Origin of the sequence: Terrihalobacillus insolitus (assembly GCF_028416575.1) — a bacterium.
GTDB classification, from domain to species: Bacteria; Bacillota; Bacilli; order Bacillales; family Amphibacillaceae; genus Terrihalobacillus; species Terrihalobacillus insolitus.
Window position 1 is genome coordinate 32,001 of the sequence record NZ_JAMQKB010000013.1, and the last position, 17,936, is coordinate 49,936.

At 38.9% G+C, this 17,936-nt stretch carries 15 protein-coding genes; 13 read left to right on the plus strand and 2 right to left on the minus strand.

The genetic code is table 11. The features are described from left to right. The first annotated feature begins 94 nt into the window (after positions 1–94). Positions 95–691, plus strand: a complete 597-nt coding sequence (gene safA, locus NC797_RS12535) for a SafA/ExsA family spore coat assembly protein (RefSeq protein WP_272437130.1) — start codon at positions 95–97, stop codon at positions 689–691. A 158-nt stretch (positions 692–849) separates the two neighbouring features. Beyond that, positions 850–2,199, plus strand: a complete 1,350-nt coding sequence (locus tag NC797_RS12540; protein WP_272437131.1) for an aspartate kinase — start codon at positions 850–852, stop codon at positions 2,197–2,199. Positions 2,200–2,230: 31 nt separating this feature from the next. On the opposite strand, the gene NC797_RS12545 is transcribed toward NC797_RS12540, so the two are convergent. After that, complete coding sequence (locus NC797_RS12545) at positions 2,231–2,476, minus strand: DUF2627 domain-containing protein (protein WP_272437132.1); 246 nt, start codon at positions 2,474–2,476, stop codon at positions 2,231–2,233. A gap of 138 nt (positions 2,477–2,614) precedes the next feature. Here NC797_RS12545 and NC797_RS12550 point away from each other — a divergent pair, with 138 nt between their 5' ends. The 10 genes from NC797_RS12550 (at position 2,615) to glsA (ending at position 14,554) form a co-directional block, all read left to right on the plus strand. After that, positions 2,615–4,687, plus strand: a complete 2,073-nt coding sequence (locus tag NC797_RS12550) for a sigma 54-interacting transcriptional regulator (protein ID WP_272437133.1) — start codon at positions 2,615–2,617, stop codon at positions 4,685–4,687. 123 nt (positions 4,688–4,810) lie between these two features. Next, the gene (locus tag NC797_RS12555) at positions 4,811–5,716 is read left to right on the plus strand and encodes a bifunctional enoyl-CoA hydratase/phosphate acetyltransferase (protein ID WP_272437134.1); all 906 of its coding nucleotides are present in this window, start codon (positions 4,811–4,813) and stop codon (positions 5,714–5,716) included. An 11-nt stretch (positions 5,717–5,727) separates the two neighbouring features. Next, positions 5,728–6,822: a branched-chain amino acid dehydrogenase gene (bcd, locus tag NC797_RS12560; RefSeq protein ID WP_272437135.1), complete on the plus strand. Its 1,095-nt coding sequence runs from the start codon at positions 5,728–5,730 to the stop codon at positions 6,820–6,822. Positions 6,823–6,855: 33 nt separating this feature from the next. Then, positions 6,856–7,959, plus strand: a complete 1,104-nt coding sequence (buk, locus tag NC797_RS12565) for a butyrate kinase (protein WP_272437136.1) — start codon at positions 6,856–6,858, stop codon at positions 7,957–7,959. Between the two features lies 1 nt (position 7,960). After that, the gene (gene lpdA / locus NC797_RS12570) at positions 7,961–9,385 is read left to right on the plus strand and encodes a dihydrolipoyl dehydrogenase (RefSeq protein WP_272437137.1); all 1,425 of its coding nucleotides are present in this window, start codon (positions 7,961–7,963) and stop codon (positions 9,383–9,385) included. Positions 9,386–9,410: 25 nt separating this feature from the next. Continuing rightward, positions 9,411–10,403 (plus strand): thiamine pyrophosphate-dependent dehydrogenase E1 component subunit alpha, encoded by a 993-nt coding sequence (locus NC797_RS12575; RefSeq protein ID WP_272437138.1) that lies wholly within the window; start codon positions 9,411–9,413, stop codon positions 10,401–10,403. A 15-nt stretch (positions 10,404–10,418) separates the two neighbouring features. Continuing rightward, positions 10,419–11,402 carry an alpha-ketoacid dehydrogenase subunit beta gene (locus NC797_RS12580; protein WP_272437139.1) on the plus strand — a complete coding sequence of 328 codons (984 nt, stop codon included), beginning with the start codon at positions 10,419–10,421 and terminating at the stop codon, positions 11,400–11,402. 20 nt (positions 11,403–11,422) lie between these two features. Beyond that, positions 11,423–12,688, plus strand: a complete 1,266-nt coding sequence (locus NC797_RS12585; protein WP_272437140.1) for a dihydrolipoamide acetyltransferase family protein — start codon at positions 11,423–11,425, stop codon at positions 12,686–12,688. A 369-nt stretch (positions 12,689–13,057) separates the two neighbouring features. Continuing rightward, positions 13,058–13,396 carry an ArsR/SmtB family transcription factor gene (locus NC797_RS12590; protein ID WP_272437141.1) on the plus strand — a complete coding sequence of 113 codons (339 nt, stop codon included), beginning with the start codon at positions 13,058–13,060 and terminating at the stop codon, positions 13,394–13,396. A gap of 231 nt (positions 13,397–13,627) precedes the next feature. Beyond that, positions 13,628–14,554 carry a glutaminase A gene (glsA, locus tag NC797_RS12595; protein WP_272437142.1) on the plus strand — a complete coding sequence of 309 codons (927 nt, stop codon included), beginning with the start codon at positions 13,628–13,630 and terminating at the stop codon, positions 14,552–14,554. An 80-nt stretch (positions 14,555–14,634) separates the two neighbouring features. Here glsA and NC797_RS12600 read toward each other — a convergent pair whose 3' ends face one another. Next, positions 14,635–15,801 carry an SAM-dependent methyltransferase gene (locus tag NC797_RS12600; protein WP_272437143.1) on the minus strand — a complete coding sequence of 389 codons (1,167 nt, stop codon included), beginning with the start codon at positions 15,799–15,801 and terminating at the stop codon, positions 14,635–14,637. 422 nt (positions 15,802–16,223) lie between these two features. On the opposite strand from NC797_RS12600, the gene merA reads away from it, so the two are divergent. Further along, positions 16,224–17,876 (plus strand): mercury(II) reductase, encoded by a 1,653-nt coding sequence (gene merA / locus NC797_RS12605; RefSeq protein ID WP_272437144.1) that lies wholly within the window; start codon positions 16,224–16,226, stop codon positions 17,874–17,876. Positions 17,877–17,936 lie beyond the last annotated feature (60 nt).

Consider the following 17,936-nt stretch of genomic DNA (forward strand, 5'->3'; position numbering starts at 1 on the left):
AGTGTATGAAAGAATACATACGTTAACAACTACGAAGAAAAGTGAATAAATAAACTCCTTTTGTGGGAATGTAAAACAGAAGGAGGAAGGTAACTTGAAGAAAACATTAATTGTATTGATATTTGTTTTATGGTTGTTCCCTTTTGTTGTGTCAGCAGAATCATCTTACACTGTGAGGTCAGGAGATAGTATGTGGAAAATTGCTGAAAGGTTTAAGATCGGGGTTACCGAAATTATTGAGGCAAATCCACAAATAGAGAATCCTGATCTCATCTATCCCGACCAAAAATTAACGATACCTACCATTAGCGAATTGAAGAGCATTGAACACAAGGTAATACAATTAACAAATCAAGAGCGTGCTAAATATGGTCTACCTGCTTTAAAACCAGATTGGGAATTGTCACGAGTTGCAAGGTACAAATCAGAGGACATAGCAAATAAAGGGTACTTTTCCCATACCAGTCCCACGTACGGCTCACCGTTCAAGATGATGCGTAATTTTGGAATTAAGTATCAAAGCGCAGCAGAAAACCTTGCCCAAGGGCAGAAAACCCCTAAAGAAGTTGTCAAAGCATGGATGGGAAGTAGCGGTCATAGAAAAAATATTTTAAATAAAAAATTCACACATATTGGAGTAGGCTATGCAAAAAAAGGGAACAATTGGACCCAAATGTTCATAGAAAAGTAACAATAAAAAACCTTTGACTCTAAATAGGTCAAAGGTTTTTTTGTTTGAGATAAGTTTGATTTACACTCTTTTAACTAGCCAATTTACAACGAACTGTGTTAATATTTTAACTATTCGAGATCCGTACAATTATAAAAAAAGATAATGGAGAGAGATGAATGAAAGTAGTAAAGTTTGGTGGAAGTTCCGTTGCGAGTGCAGAGCAATTGGAGAAAGTGGCAAATATTATCAAAGCAGACAAGGAAAGAAAAATCGTAGTTGTGTCTGCGCCTGGAAAGCGATTTAAAGAAGATGAAAAGGTAACAGACCTTTTGATTGAACTTGGAGAAGCTTTTTTGGATGGTAAAGATTATCAAAATGCGATGAACAAAATTGTAAACCGTTTTTCAGATATTACTACAGCGCTAGGTCTGGATGACATGTTATTACGTGTGATTCAGGATGATATAGCGAGTGTGGTAGCATCCGATCAAGCAAATGAACTAAAAATGGATGCCTTAAAGGCGATTGGGGAAGATTCCTTAGCCAAGGTTTTTGGAGCTTATTTGGCATCAACTGGTACGAATGCAACCTACATAAACCCGAGGGATGCTGGAATTTTTGTAAGCGACCAACCAGGAAATGCTCAAATATTAGAAGAAAGCTTTGAAAAATTATATCAACTAAGAAATAGGGATGAAATATTGGTGATTCCTGGATTTTTTGGTTACACAAAACAAGGTACGTTAATGACCTTCCCGCGTGGTGGTTCAGACATTACTGGATCAATTGTTGCCGCTGGAGTAAAAGCGGATTTATATGAAAATTTCACGGATGTTGATTCTGTTTTCTGTGTCAATCCAACGATCGTCAAACAGCCAAAAGAAATTACTACGCTTACTTATAGAGAGATGCGGGAGTTATCCTATGCTGGATTTTCAGTTTTTCATGACGAAGCTCTTATTCCTGCATTTAAGGCGAAAATCCCTGTTTGTATAAAAAATACGAATAATCCTTCTGCAAGTGGCACAATGATTGTGTCTGAAAGAAAGCTTAATGGTAACCCAGTAGTAGGTATTGCTAGTGATACAGGTTTCATTAGTTTGTATATTAGTAAGTATTTAATGAACCGTGAAATAGGGTTTGGTCGTCGTTTATTAAATATTCTTGAGGATGAACATATCTCATTTGAACACGCTCCGTCTGGGATTGATGATATGACAGTCATTTTAAGAGAAAGCCAATTAACACCTGAAAAAGAAGAACGAATTATGAGTCGGATCAAAGAAGAACTCAAAGCTGATACCATTTCAATCGAACGAGACTTAGCTATGATCATGATTGTTGGAGAAGGAATGAATAGTGCCGTTGGTGTTGCAAAAAATGCAACTGCCGCATTTGCAAATGCCAATATAAATATTGAAATGATTAATCAAGGTTCGTCCGAAGTATCGGTTATGTTTGGTGTGAAATCTTCCAATCTAGAGCCAGCAGTAAGATCATTATACGACATGTTTTTTAATCAATGAAAAAAATGAGGGTGCCTTTTTACGGGCATCCTCATCGTTTTTTTTTAGAGCGTCCCTTCCCCTTTGTGAGATTTCTTTTTTTATCACGATAAAAAATAAAGCCTGCAATGAAACTTAATCCTCCAAGGAAAAATATAAGTCCGAGGAAAAACTGTATACCTAAATAAAAGAAAATAGGATAAAAAACCCCAAAAAGGGCATCCCTCATTATTTTTATTCCAATCGTTGCCAAAATACCAGGAATAACTAGTATTAAAAGTGCCATCAATCTACCCATTTTAAACTCCTCTCACTTTGAACACGCATTTTTAGTATAGCAAAGCAGTAGGATTCTGAAAACCATTCCACTCTTGCCATATTATGCACAATCGTTTACGATAAAAGTACGCAAAAAATTGCAGGATGTGATGAGCGATTGAAACGAGTATTAATCATTGGTGCTGGAAAGGGTGGAACTGCCTTATTAAAATTGTTGCTAGAGACAAATCGAATGGAAATAGTGGCGATCGTGGATATAAAGCAGGATGCCCCAGGGTTGCAGTTAGCCGCTCAACATAGCATAACAACCGCCCATAAATGGAGAGACTGGATAAGAGAAGGAATTGACATCGTAATAGAAGCAACAGGGAGTGAAGAAGTTTTAGAGCAAATTCTTCAGGAACGAAGCAGAAAAACCGTTGTGATCCCTGGCTCAGTTGCTACAATAACAGCAGAATTACTAGAGGAAAAAGAAACGTTATTACATGAAATGAAGCAGCAAGCAGCAAACCGCGAGTTAATCCTCAATCATATCCATGAGGGCATGATCGTTATAAACGACCAGGAAGACGTGGTGTTTGTTAATAGAAGTGCTGAGCGTATTGTGGGCATACCGCAGGATCAATTTCTCTTTCGACCGATTGAAGAAATTATTTCACATACGCGGCTACCACACACATTAAGGACAAGAAGAAAGGAAGTAAATCAAAAACTCACACTAGAAAACGGAAGAAAGATCATTACAACTAGAATTCCTATTATTGATGCAAAGGACAACCTCAAAGGTGCGTTTGCTATTTTTCGTGATATTACAGAAGTGGTTGATCTTGCTGAGGAATTAACGGATTTAAAAGACGTTAAGACAATGCTAGAAGCAATCATTCATTCGTCAGATGAAGCAATTAGTGTGGTTGATGAAAACGGAATTGGAATTATGGTAAATCCTGCATACACACGGATAACTGGATTAACAGAAAAAGAAATAGTTGGAAAACCAGCAACTGTAGACATTTCTGAAGGTGAAAGTATGCACATGAAAGTATTGCAAACGAGAAGAGGCGTTCGCGGAGTCCGAATGAAGGTTGGTCCAACCAAAAAAGATGTACTCGTTAATGTGGCTCCAGTAATTGTAGATGGAAAGCTAAAGGGAAGCGTCGGTGTTTTGCATGACGTAACAGAAATACGCGAGCTGACAAGTGAATTAAAACGCGCTCGCCAAATTATTCGAAATCTAGAAGCAAAATACACCTTTGATGACATTATTGGAGATTCGAATGAAATGACATTAGCATTGGAACAGGCAAAAGTTGGTGCTAGAACACCAGCAACTGTACTATTACGTGGGGAATCAGGTACTGGTAAGGAACTATTTGCCCATGCTATTCATAACGAAAGTGGGCGCCGACATAACAAGTTTATCAGGGTAAACTGTGCCGCGATTGCAGAGTCCATTCTGGAAAGCGAACTTTTTGGATATGAGGAGGGTGCCTTTTCAGGAGCAAAACGAGGTGGTAAAAAAGGCTTGTTTGAAGAAGCGAACAATGGCAGTATTTTTTTAGATGAAATTGGTGAGTTGTCTTTACATATGCAAGCTAAGCTTTTACGTGTGTTGCAAGAAAATGAAATTGTACGAGTAGGCGGAACCAAGCCTGTAACGATTGATGTTCGTATCATCACCGCTACAAATGTAAATCTTGAAAAAGCGATCATGAATGGAGATTTTCGAGAAGATTTATATTACCGTTTAAATCGTTTACCCATTTTTATCCCAGCACTAAGAGAACGGATTGGCGATTTAGAGGAACTTACGAATCATTTAATCCAAAAAATTAATCAGGACTATGGTCGAAATGTTACGTCCATTAGTAGCCAAGCAATTTCCTATTTAAAGAGCTATCATTGGCCTGGAAATGTAAGAGAATTAGAAAATGTGCTAGGACGAGCTATGATTTATATTGAAGTAAATGAAGAAATGATTCAACGCCGCCACATCCCTTCTCTGTCCAAAATGGAACACGATGATGGACAAGAAATATCAGGAAGTTTTCATTGGGAAGGGGAACTTTCGTTACAGGAGTCCGTTGAAGTTTTTGAAAAACAAGTCATAACAGATGCATTTGAGGCAAATGGTTATAATAAAACGAAAACGGCGATCGCCTTAGGTATTTCGATTCGAAACCTGTATTATAAAATGGATAAATACAAAATTGATAAAGATGGCATGCAATAATTTGCATGATTGCTAAAATGTGCAGGTGTTGGTTGAACACAATGAAGCGCTTTCATTAAATAGGTATTGGCACGATTTTTGCATCATTAATTTGTGGAGGATCAAAAATGTTGGAGGCAGATCATGGAACAGCTATCCGAATTATTACGAGAAATAGATATATCCAAAAAGAAAACAATCGCTGTTGCTCAAGCAGCTAACAAAGGAGTGTTACAAGCAATTCAAAATGCGTTAGATTTTCATTTGTGCTCCTTTATTTTATTTGGTGATCAGGAAAAAATAAAAATGATTGCGGCAAACATTCACTTAAATGTGGATCAAAATAACATCACAATCGTGCATGTTCAAGATGATCGTAACGTTCCATACGAAACGATGAAAGTAGTAGCTAGTGACGAAGTAGATGTACTGATGAAAGGAGATATTTCTACTAAAGAGTTATTAACTGCCGTTTTGGATAAGAATGTTGGTATAAGATCAGATAATATCCTATCACAAGTAGCCTTATTTGAAATTCCAGATCGAGAAAAGCTTATTTTTTTAACAGATGCTGGAATGAATATTGCACCTTCTCTGAAGGAAAAAGCACAAATTATTCATAATGCTGTTCAAGTAGCAAATCGTGTTGGCATCCATTTGCCGAAAGTTGCGCCAATTGCAGCTGTTGAACATGTTAATCCTTCTATGCAAGCAACCATGGATGGGGCATCTTTAACACAAATGCAACGACGAAATCAAATCACAGATTGTATTGTTGATGGCCCGTTAGCCTTTGACAATGCAGTAAACAAGGAATCAGCAGTTGAAAAACGAATAAGCTCAGAAGTCGCTGGTGATGCCGATATTTTATTGGTACCAACAATTGAAGTTGGTAATGCATTATATAAGTCCTTTGTTTATTTTGCTCATGCGAAGGTAGCTTCGATTATTTATGGTGCAAACATACCAATCGTATTAACATCTAGATCTGATTCAGCGGAAAATAAGCTATATTCGATCGCTTTGGCTCTTTTGTCATCTAACCATTAGGAGGTAACGACATGGAAATGTTTAAATATATGGAAACGTACGATTATGAACAACTTGTTTTTTGTCAAGACAAGGCTTCAGGCTTAAAAGCAATTATTGCGATTCACGACACAACGTTAGGACCTGCATTAGGTGGAACAAGGATGTGGACATATGCCTCAGAAGAAGACGCCATCATTGACGCACTAAGACTTGCAAAAGGAATGACCTACAAAAATGCGGCGGCTGGACTTAACCTTGGCGGTGGAAAAACGGTTATTATTGGAGACCCTAAAAAAGATAAAAACGAAGCAATGTTTCGTGCCTTTGGCAGGTATATCCAAAGTCTCAACGGCAGATATATTACTGCAGAGGATGTCGGAACAACCGTAAACGATATGGATACGATTCATGAAGAGACGGATTTTGTAACAGGTATTTCCCCAGCCTTTGGTTCTTCGGGAAACCCCTCTCCAGTTACAGCGTATGGCGTATATAAGGGAATGAAGGCAGCTGCAAAACAAGCATATGGCGTTGATTCATTAGAAGGAAGAACGGTTGCCGTCCAAGGTGTTGGCAATGTAGCTTATAAACTGTGTGAATATCTATATAAAGAGGGCGCAAACTTAATCGTCACAGATATAAACAAGGAAGCCGTACAGCGTGCAGTCGAAAATTATGGTGCAAAGGCTGTAGAACCAGATGAGATTTATAGCGTTTATTGTGATATTTATGCACCTTGTGCGTTAGGTGCAACAATTAATGATGAAACGATTCCTCAATTGAAAGCAACGATTGTGGCTGGTGCCGCAAACAATCAGCTTAAAGAAACAAGACATGGAGACATTTTGCATGAAAAAGGAATTGTTTATGCTCCTGATTATGTGATCAATGCTGGCGGAGTCATTAATGTAGCAGATGAACTAAATGGGTATGACAGTGAACGCGCAATGAAAAGAGTGGAAACCATATATGATAATTTAATGCGTGTGTTCGCTATATCTAAAAGAGACAACATTCCTACTTATGTAGCTGCAGACCGGATGGCCGAGGAACGTATCCAGGGATTACAACAATCCAGAAGTACATTTTTATTAAATGGGCACCACATTATTAGCAGAAGATAACAGTAGCGAACATAGAGAGTGAGGTTCATTGTTTTGCAACAACAAACGTATCGAATATTGGTAATAAATCCAGGTTCTACCTCTACTAAAATTGGTGTGTTTGATGATGAATTATGCATATTTGAGAAGACAATCCGACACAACAACGACGATATTGCTTCTTTTCATCGCATTATTGACCAATACGATTTTCGGAAAACGGTTATTTTAGAGGAATTAGATAAGGAAGGGATCAATCTTTCTAAAATGAACGCTACGTGTGGACGTGGTGGTTTGTTACGACCAATAGAAGGTGGAACATATGAAGTGAATGACAATATGCTGCAGGATCTAAGAATGGGATACAACGGAGAGCATGCCTCGAACCTTGGTGGTATTCTTGCACATGAAATTGCAAGTGGTTTAAATATTCCGGCATATATCGTAGATCCTGTTGTCGTTGATGAATTGGAACAAATCGCCAGACTCTCTGGCGTACCAGAAATACCAAGAAAAAGTATTTTTCATGCATTAAATCAAAAGGCGGTTGCTCGTCATGTAGCGAAAGATCTCGGTAACCTTTATGAGCAATTGAATCTTATTGTTTGTCACATGGGTGGTGGGATTACAGTCGGGGCACATCAACAAGGACGTGTCATTGATGTGAATAATGGTCTTCACGGAGACGGTCCATTTTCCCCTGAACGTGCAGGTACTGTTCCAGCAGGTGATCTCGTATCACTTTGTTTTTCGGGACAGTACTACCGTGATGAAATCATGAGAAAGCTTGTTGGTCAAGGTGGACTTGTTGCCTATTTGGATACGAACGATGCTCGAGACGTAGAAAATCGAATTCAAGCAGGGGATCAGGATGCAGTACTTGTTTATCAAGCAATGGCCTACCAAATAGCAAAGGAAATCAGTTCAATGAGTGCTGTATTATATGGTAAGGTGGATGCTATTGCCCTAACAGGTGGTTTAGCATATGGGAAAGAATTTGTAGCGATGATCTCGGAGCGGGTGAATTGGATTGCAGATGTTATGGTTTACCCTGGAGAAAACGAATTACAAGCACTCTGTGAAGGGACGCTTCGTGTATTGAAAAAGGAAGAAACTCCAAAGCAATATCCGAATGCAAGTAGGAAAGGGAGAGAATGATATGACGCAAGATTACGACTTAGTAATAATAGGAGGAGGTACTGGTGGCTATGTTGCTGCGATCAGAGCCTCACAGCTTGGCTTAAAGACGGCAATCGTAGAACATGGTTTGCTTGGTGGGACATGTTTACATAGGGGTTGCATACCTTCCAAAGCTTTATTAAGAAGTGCAGAAGTGTTTCGGCAAACGAAGGAAGCAGACCAATTCGGTATAACCACAGCAGATCCTAAGGTTGACTTTTTGAAAGTACAAGAAAGAAAACAAACGATTGTGAACACGCTTCATCAAGGCGTGCAAGGATTAATGAAAAAAGGGAAAATAGATGTGTTTGAAGGGTATGGTCGTATATTAGGCCCATCCATCTTCTCTCCTACTGCAGGTACAGTATCTGTTGAAATGAACAATGGAGAAGAAAACGAAATGCTCATCCCGAAAAATGTGTTAATTGCGACAGGCTCTAAACCAAAGTCCCTACCAGGATTACAAATAGATGGTCAATATGTCGTAACTTCTGATGAAGCATTATTGATGGAAGAGCTGCCTGCTTCTATTTTAATTGTTGGTGGTGGTGTAATCGGGATCGAATGGGCTTCCATGCTTGCTGATTTTGGTGTTCAAGTAACGATTATTGAATTTATGGATCGGATCCTTCCAACTGAAGATAAAGAAGTATCAAAGGAAATGAAACGACTTTTGAAGAAAAAAGGAATTTCTATTCATACGAACGCTAAATTGCTCCCAGATACACTTACAATAAATAATGGGGTTGAAGTCCAAGTAGATCAAAATGGTAAATCAGAAACATATCAAGCAGATAAAATGCTTGTTTCTGTTGGACGATCTCCGAATAGCCGAAGCATCGGTTTAGACAACACGGATATTCAAACAAATGAACATGGTTGTATCCAAACAAATGATGTTTATCAAACAAAGGAATCCCATATTTACGCAATTGGCGATGTAATTGGTGGATTACAGCTAGCACATGTAGCATCACATGAAGGTGTGATTGCTGTAGAGCATATCGCTGGAGAGGATCCAGTAAAAATGAACGAAATCAATGTTCCAACATGTATTTACTCTAATCCCGAAGCTGCAAGTATCGGATTAACGGAAGAACAGGCAATTGAACAAGGATATGAGATTAAAACAGGAAAGATGTCCTTTAAGGCAATTGGTAAAGCATTAGTCTATGGTGAAACGGATGGCTTTGTCAAAATCATTGCAAATAAACAAACAGATGATTTACTAGGGATTCATATGGTGGGACCTCATGTGACCGACCTAATTTCTGAGGCTGGTATAGCGAAAGTGCTAGATGCGACACCATGGGAAATTGGTGAAAGTATTCACCCACACCCTACCTTGTCAGAGGCTATCGGAGAAGCGGCATTAGCTGTGGATGAAAAACAAATACACGGCTGAAAATCTATTGTTAGGAGGTAAACAAATGACTAATAACCGTCATGAAAAATTAGGTTTAACAGATGAACAAGTGTTAGATATGTTTCGAACCATGCTGTTAGCTCGAAAAATTGATGAACGAATGTGGTTACTGAACCGGGCAGGGAAAATACCGTTTGTCATTTCTTGTCAGGGGCAAGAAGCGGCACAGGTTGGGGCAGCGTTTGCACTTGATCGGGAACAGGATTATGTGCTTCCGTATTATCGTGACATGGGAGTTGTACTAGCGTTCGGTATGACTGCAAAAGATTTAATGCTTTCTGGTTTTGCAAAAGCAGAGGATCCTAATTCAGCTGGCAGACAAATGCCTGGTCATTTTGGACAGAAAAAGAACCGGATTGTTACGGGATCATCCCCAGTGACTACTCAGGTTCCACATGCGGTCGGAATCGCTTTGGCTGGAAAAATGGAAAAAAAGAATTTTGTCAGCTTGGTGACTTTTGGGGAGGGCTCATCGAACCAAGGAGATTTTCATGAAGGGGCAAATTTTGCAGGGGTCCATAAACTCCCTGTCGTTTTCTTGGTAGAGAATAATAAATATGCGATTTCTGTTCCTGCAAATAAACAATTAGCGTGTGAAAAAGTTTCGGATCGTGCTCAAGGATACGGAATGCCAGGTATTACGATTGATGGAAATGATCCACTTGCTGTGTATGAAGCGGTAAGGGAAGCGGCTAATCGCGGCAGAAGAGGTGAAGGCCCGTCGCTCATTGAAGCTGTTTCGTACAGGTTAACAGCCCACTCTAGTGATGATGACGACCGCACCTATCGTGAAAAGGAAGAAGTAGAAGCCGCTAGGGAGAAAGATTCCATTCATACATTTGCGACATATCTTCGGGAGATGGGTATTTTATCAGAGGAAAAAGAGAACCAGCTAACGAAAGAGATTAATCATTTAGTAAATGAGGCAACAGATTACGCAGAAAATGCGGCCTACGCGGCGCCAGAAGATGCGCTTAAATATGTATATAGAGAGTAAGGAGGGGGAATCGTTATGGCTGTAATTTCATATATTCAAGCTGTCACGCAAGCATTAAGAGAAGAAATGCTGCGTGATGAGAAGGTATTTGTACTAGGGGAAGATGTTGGAATACGTGGTGGTGTATTCCGTGCAACCGACGGGCTTTATGATGAATTTGGAGAAGCAAGGGTGTTAGACACGCCGCTAGCAGAATCAGCAATAGCAGGAGTAGGTATTGGAGCTGCAATGTACGGAATGCGACCTGTTGCCGAAATACAGTTTGCAGACTTTATTATGCCTGCCGTTAACCAAATTGTTTCCGAGGCAGCTAAAATTAGATACCGTTCGAATAATGATTGGAATTGTCCCATTACTATTCGTGCTCCTTATGGTGGAGGGGTACACGGCGCGCTCTATCATTCGCAATCCGTTGAAGCAATGTTTGCGAATCAACCAGGGCTAAAGATTGTCATGCCATCCACGCCTTATGATGTCAAAGGGCTGTTAAAGGCTGCAATTCGTGATGAAGATCCTGTTCTTTTTTTCGAGCACAAACGGGCATATCGATTGATAAAGGGTGAGGTACCTGAAACAGATTACACCCTCCCAATTGGAAAAGCAGATGTCAAAAGAGAAGGTTCTGATATTACCGTTATCACGTATGGATTATGTGTTCACTTTGCTCTACAAGCCTCTGAAAAACTTGCCGAAGACGGAATCGATACACATATTTTAGATCTGCGTACGGTTTATCCTCTTGATAAAGAAGCGATTATAGAGGCAGCTTCCAGAACTGGGAAGGTACTCCTGCTTACTGAGGATAACAAGGAAGGTAGCATCATTGGGGAGGTTGCAGCAATCATAGCTGAGAATTGTCTTTTTGATTTAGATGCCCCGATTCAACGACTTGCTGGACCAGATCTGCCTGCTATGCCTTACGCTCCAACAATGGAAAAGTATTTCATGGTTAATCCAGATAAAGTTGAAAAAGCGATGCGCGATTTAGCAGAATTTTAACGGTGAAGGAGGGAATCCAAGTGACAACAGAGAAAATTAATATGCCTAAACTAGGTGAAAGTGTGACAGAAGGAACGATTAGCAATTGGTTAGTCCAGGTGGGAGACCACGTCAATAAATACGACCCAATCGCTGAGGTCATGACAGATAAGGTGAATGCTGAGGTACCATCTTCATTTACTGGAACGATTAAGGAAATCGTTGCCAAAGAGGATGAAACGTTAGAAGTTGGCGAATTAATGTGTTATATCGATACAGAAGATATTTCAGATAGTACTACTAATGAAGCCTCCAGATCTACACCACAATCAACAGAAGAGGTTTCAGAACAATCAAATCAAGACAAACCGGGCAATCAACCTATGAAAAAGCGGTACTCGCCTGCAGTATTAAAGCTCGCACAGGAAAATGATATTGTATTAGATGAAGTGAACGGTTCTGGTAGAGGTGGTCGAATCACTAGAAAAGACATAGAAAAAATCATTGCAGCAGGGGGACAACCAACAGCCAAGACGACGGGGCATTCTGTTCCCGATACGGATTTACATATGCCTTCCACCGATGGAATAGAAGCTATGTCTCTGTCTGGTGATAAGGAGATACCTGTGACAGGAGTTCGAAAAGCGATTGCACAGAATATGGTACGTGCCAAAACAGAAATCCCACACGCATGGATGATGGTCGAAGTAGATGTTACCGATCTTGTAGCATATCGTAAAGCGGTAAAAGATCAGTTTAAAAAAGAAGAAGGCTTTGGTTTAACGTACTTCGCCTTTTTCGTTAAGGCTGTAGCACAAGCTGTAAAAGAATTCCCACAGCTAAATAGTTCTTGGGCTGGTGACAAGATTATTCAACATAAAGATGTTCATCTCTCGATCGCCGTGGCAAAAGATCAGGAGCTTTTTGTTCCAGTTATAAAAAATGCCGATGAAAAAAATATTAAAGGAATTGCTAAGGATATTTATACATTGGCAGCTAAAGCACGGGACGGAAAATTAACAGCTGCTGACATGGAAGGCGGAACTTTTACTGTTAACAATACTGGCTCCTTTGGTTCAGTCCAATCCATGGGCGTCATTAATTATCCACAAGCTGCCATCTTACAGGTTGAATCCATTGTAAAAAAACCAGTCATCATTGATGGGATGTTCGCTGCGAGAGATATGGTTAATTTATGCCTTTCCCTTGATCATCGTATTTTAGACGGACTTATCTGTGGGCAATTTTTAGCACGTCTAAAAGAAATTTTAGAGAACATGTCAAAGGAGAATACAACTGTTTATTAGGATTACGGACAAAAAATCCTCATTGTGGATCATTCACCCACTTTGAGGATTATTTGTATTAAAAATACAATCGACCCTTATTTAACCTAGTCTGAAGGGTTGAAACTTGCTGCTTTAACACTTGATAAAGACGTTAGTAAATTATCTTGCTGTGCTGGATAACTTTAACTTTAAAGAGGGTGTTCAAAAGTAATATTCGGGAACAGTATGACCCAGTTCGCGTCCTCATAACTCAGATGAGGACGCGTTGACTAGATTTTCGGATTTATTGTTAAGTGACTTTTTTTTATTAAAGTATTATAATATTTTATAATACTTTGTGTATCATATTGATTAAACTTCCGATTTTTAAAAACGAGGTGATTATTAATGAATTCTAGCGTAGAAATAGATTTTGAACAAGTACAAAACGAGTTGATATCAAAATTTTTCCATGGTCTATCAAATCCTGTTCGGTTACAAATAGCACTATCTTTAATGAACAACGAAAAAAATGTTGGTGAGCTTGTCGATGAACTGGGTATGAAACAGTCGCAGATTTCCAATCAATTGGCATGCTTAAAAACGTGCGGATTTGTCACATCTCGAAAGGAAGGGAAATTTGTCTACTATAAAGTAACAGATCCAAGGGTTCAGGAAATGATCCATTTGGTACAATCCGTTGTTGCGGACAATGCCAATCTTATTAGTTCTTGCGTCCGCGTCTAGTATGAAGCCCTATTTGACGGTGAAATGAAGTCCGTCATATAGGGTTTATTTTTGGGTTTTAAATCCACCACCCAAATATGACTTCTATAATTCCTCCCTTACTTGATTTCCTCTATCTATTACTTGATATGTCTTAATCATATACTTCTTCCCAACGAGTTAACGTTAATACTAAGTTCGCCTAATTTGGGGAACATATGTAGAGTGTATTTACGAAATGGAGGGAAGGTAGTGAACAGAGAGGAAATAGAAGAAATTATAAGTCGAAATCATAAAAAAATAAATAGTGGAGAAGTAGCGGATTACATTCCAGAGTTGAAAAACATGGATCCGACTATTCTAGGTGTTACAATCGCATCCATTAATCGGGACTCCTTTACAATTGGTGACTGTGATCAGCGTTTTACCATTCAAAGCATTTCAAAGGTTATTGCTTTAATTGTTGCTTTGAAAGATTGTGGCTTTGATAAAGTGTTTTCAAAAGTAGGAATGGAGGCGAGTGGTGATCCGTTTAATTCAATTATTAAATTAGAAACGTTACAACCAAATAAGCCATTTAATCCTATGATCAATGCGGGGGCAATAGCGATTACTTCTCTTATAAAAGGACAAAATGGGGAAGCTAGTTTCCATCGTATTATTCAGTTGTTGCAAACGATTACTGGCTCTAGACATATCGAATTAAACGAGGCTGTGTATCAATCAGAAAAAGAGACAGGCAATCGAAATCGATCACTGGCTTATTTTATGAAAAGCACAGGAATTCTAGAAGGCGATCCTGAAGAAGCTTTAGATTTATACTTTAAGATTTGTTCTATTAATGTCACGTGTAGCGACCTAGCTAAAATTGGCCTATGGTTAAGTAACGGGGGGCAGCATCCTCACAGCAAGGAACAAATCATTGAACCAGAAATTGCGAAAATTGTTTTAACAATTATGATGACATCTGGGATGTATAATGCGTCAGGTGAATTTGCAGTTCAAGTAGGTTTTCCTGCGAAAAGTGGTGTTAGCGGCGGGATTATGGCTGTCGTTCCTGGCAAAATGGGAATAGGAGTTATTAGTCCACCTATTGATAAAAAAGGAAACAGTGTTATAGGTGTTCACGTATTAGAGGATATATCGAAACAATTTCAACTGCACCAATTTCATGTCTAAACAGCGATTAGAAGGTGACAGAACGCAATGGATCACCTTCTATCGCTGTAAAAACTTTCTAATTATTAGTTCCAAAATGATTAGATGTATAAGTGTTTGCGGGTCAAAGAAAGATCATTGTTTAACCCTTTAGAGAACAATATCTGATGGATGTTAATGCCGCTAATACGAAAGGATGCAGCACAAGATCTCAAGTACAATCGCCACATACGTACAAAACGTTCTCCATACTTGTCACGTATCGGATCGACATTTTTTTCAAAGCGTTCTCCCCATTGATCAAGTGTCATCGCATAATGGATTCTTAAGCTTTCAACATCAATCGTATGAAAATCATAATCGGGCAATAACCAAATTATTTCACGTAAGGATGGAATATAACCGCCTGGAAATATGTATTTGGAGATCCACGGATCAATTGGTTTTTCTGTCGGATGCGTGATTGAATGAAGCAATGTCAGACCACCTTGAGTCAGTAAATTTTGCACCGTTTTCATAAAATCTGGATAGTTTGCCTGTCCTACATGTTCAAACATTCCAACACTTGCGATCTTATCAAAAGTTCTTCCACTTTTTGCTAGTTCGCGATAGTCGATTAGTTCCACTTCTACCTTGCTTTGTAAACCTAGTTCATTAATCCGCTCCTGTGTCTTTTTGAATTGCTCTTCACTTAATGTAATCCCTGTTGCTTGCACATCATATTGCTGTGCTGCACGAATAATCAGCCATCCCCATCCACTTCCTATATCTAACAGTTTTTCTCCTGGTTGTAATTGTAGTTTCTTTAAAACATGATCTATTTTTTGCAATTGGGCTTGTTCAAGAGAATCACTAGCTGTTTGAAAGTATGCACAGGAATAACTCATCGTTTGATCTAACCATAATGAATAAAAGTCATTCCCCAGATCGTAATGGTACTGAACATCTTCTTTTTGTTTTTTTACCGAAGTTCCCTTAGGTAGATGAGAAAGTGTTTGTGACCAGATAGAATCTTTGTTTGCATTAGCCGTTTTAATTAGTTCTTCTATATCACCGATGATATCAATTGTCCCATTCATATAAGCTTCTCCGATGGCTAAAGCAGGACTTTTGGCTAATTGTGAAAATGGGATCTTCTCATGAAAAACAATCGTAAAAGAAGACTCTCCTTCCCCGTATTTTTCCATAGCACCATCCCAATAGGTGATATGAAACGTTTGATGCTTCATTCCGTTAAAAAACTTTTGAAACAAATATTTCTGCATCATACATTCTCCTCATTCAAGAGTTATTGTTACTTTGGCTTTAATAGTGTGTTATGGATAATTATAACAGAATCGTGGTTTTTGACACAGTAGACTATTCAGTTTATTATATTATTATATTTTAATATGATATTGTTACGACAAACAATAAGATAAATAAGTGATACGTGTATGAGAAGCGAGGAATACATTAAAATATTATAATTTATGTAAAGGAGTGGAATATTAATGTAAAAGAAAGAAAAAGATAAAGGTGTTGCAGCCACTTTTGGAGGGATTGGCGTTCTTTTATAATGCTGCTTCTATGGTTTCAGTCAGGCGGATTTGTGAAGCACTATGTGCAAGAGAGTGGATAAAATATTGGAGTATGCCTATAGAATGCAAAGACTAACGATTGCATAAAAAATAAAAAGGAGTTCGGTATAATGAGTAATTTAAAAAAAGTACGATTACCAATAGAAGGGATGACATGTACAGGGTGTGAAGAACACATTACAGAGGCATTGGACAAGTCTGGGGCGGAAAATTCGAGTGCGGATTTTCGTAGAGGTGAAGCAGTGTTCGAAATAGATGAAAGAGATTTGGAAAAAGCGAAAGAAGCGATTCGCGAAACAGGCTACAAACCAGGAAACGAAGCCATTGTTAGTGGTGAAGAAAAACTACATTTAGGTGATGAAGGAGAGTATGACCTTTTAATTATCGGATCAGGGGGTGCGGCATTCTCAGCTGCTATTCAAGCTGTTGAGAAAGCTGCAAAAGTATTAATGATAGAACGCGGGACAACAGGTGGAACGTGTGTCAACATTGGTTGTGTCCCATCAAAGACAATGCTCCGTGCTGGTGAAATCAATCAAATGGCTGCATCTAATCCGTTTAATGGCTTAAATACATCTGCTGGATCAGTTCATTTAAAAGAGCTAACTGGCAATAAAGATGAACTTGTAAATGAACTCCGAAGTGAAAAATATGTGAATTTAATTGATGAATATGGGTTTGACTTTATTCAAGGGGAAGCAAAGTTTGTGGATGAGAAGTCAATTGAAGTGAATGGGGAAACAAAAACAGCGAAAAGAATCATGATTGCAACTGGAGCATCTCCGTCTATTCCGAATATACCTGGATTAAACGAAATTGATTATTTGACAAGTACAACTTTACTTCAATTAACAGAGCTTCCAAAACGATTAGCGGTGATCGGTTCAGGCTACATCGCCATGGAACTAGGACAAATGATTCACAATCTTGGGGCAGAGGAAGTCACACTCATGCAACGTAGTGAACGGATTCTAAAAGAATATGATCCTGAAGTCTCAGAAGCTGTTGCCAATTTTTTAGATGAAAAAGGCATTCATACAATTACAGGAATTACAACATATAAACGTGTAGAACAAAATGGATCAGAAAAACGAATTATTATTGAAAAAGATGGAGAAGAACAAGTAATCACAGCTGACCAAGTCTTAGTTGCGACAGGAAGAACACCTAATACAGTTTCCTTAAACTTAGAAGTCGCGGGGGTTGAAATAGGGAAAAAAGGCGAAGTTGTTGTTGATGACTATTTACAAACGACAAATCCTAGAGTTTACGCGGCAGGTGATGTTACACTAGCTCCGCAATTTGTTTATGTGGCAGCCTATGGTGGTGCAGTTATAGCAGATAATGCACTCGGTGTAGCTAAACGTAAAATGGATTTACGACATGTTCCCGCTGTTACTTTCACAAATCCGTCTATTGCATCTATCGGGCTTACGGAAGCAAATGCAAAGGAAGAAGGGTACAATGTAAAGACGTCTGTTCTACCATTAGAAGCAGTGCCAAGAGCCCTTGTAAACCGAGAAACAACAGGGGTTTTCAAGTTAGTTGCAGATGAAAAAACGAACAAAATAATTGGTGCCCATATCGTTGCTGAGAATGCGGGAGATATTATCTATGCAGCAACATTGGCAGTGAAATTTGGATTGACCATTGAAGATTTAAATGAGACATTATGCCCATATTTAACAATGGCAGAAGGAATGAAGCTTGCAGCATTGACCTTCGATAAAGATGTATCCAAACTATCGTGTTGTGCAGGATAGTTGCAGGGGCTAGTAAACTGTATATTTGGTGATATATCAAATGTTTATAGTTGCCTAGAA